We start from the raw sequence: 557 nt of genomic DNA on the forward strand, positions 1-557 counted from the left end.
CCGCGGCCCGGGCGGGGGAATGGACCGCAGGGAGCGAATGCTCCTACGCCGAGGCCGGGCGGCTGGATCCGGCCGCGTGGCGGGCGGCCGCCGCGGCGCCGCCCCTTGAGCTGCTGGGCGCGCCCGACGGGGCCGCGCCGCTGCTGCGCCGCGGCTTCGCCGTCCGCGGCCCGGTCGAGCGGGCCCGCCTGTACGTCACCGCGCACGGCACGTACGAGATCGAGCTCAACGGCCGCGTGGTCGGCGACGACGTGCTCGCCCCCGGCTGGAGCAGTTACGGCCACCGGCTGCTCTACCGCACCCACGATGTGACCGGCCTGCTGCGCGAGGGCGGAAACGCCCTCGGCGCCACCCTGGCCGACGGCTGGTACCGAGGCCGCCTCGGCTTCAACGGCGGCAGGAGCGGCGTGTACGGCGACCGCACCGCGCTGATCGCCCAACTGGAGGTCACCTACGCCGACGGCACCACGGACGTGGTGACCACCGACGGCTCCTGGCGCTGCGCGCGCGGCCCCGTCACCGCCGCGAGCCTGTACGACGGCGAGCACCACGACGCC

At 76.8% G+C, this 557-nt stretch carries 1 protein-coding gene; it reads left to right on the top strand.

The window, feature by feature from the left end; genetic code table 11:
- The coding region (locus ABFX54_RS47495; RefSeq protein WP_346113700.1) for an alpha-L-rhamnosidase N-terminal domain-containing protein at positions 1 to 557 on the top strand (557 nt) is incomplete at both ends.

It is taken from the genome of Nonomuraea maheshkhaliensis, from assembly GCF_039529435.1.
GTDB classification, from domain to species: Bacteria; Actinomycetota; Actinomycetes; order Streptosporangiales; family Streptosporangiaceae; genus Nonomuraea; species Nonomuraea maheshkhaliensis.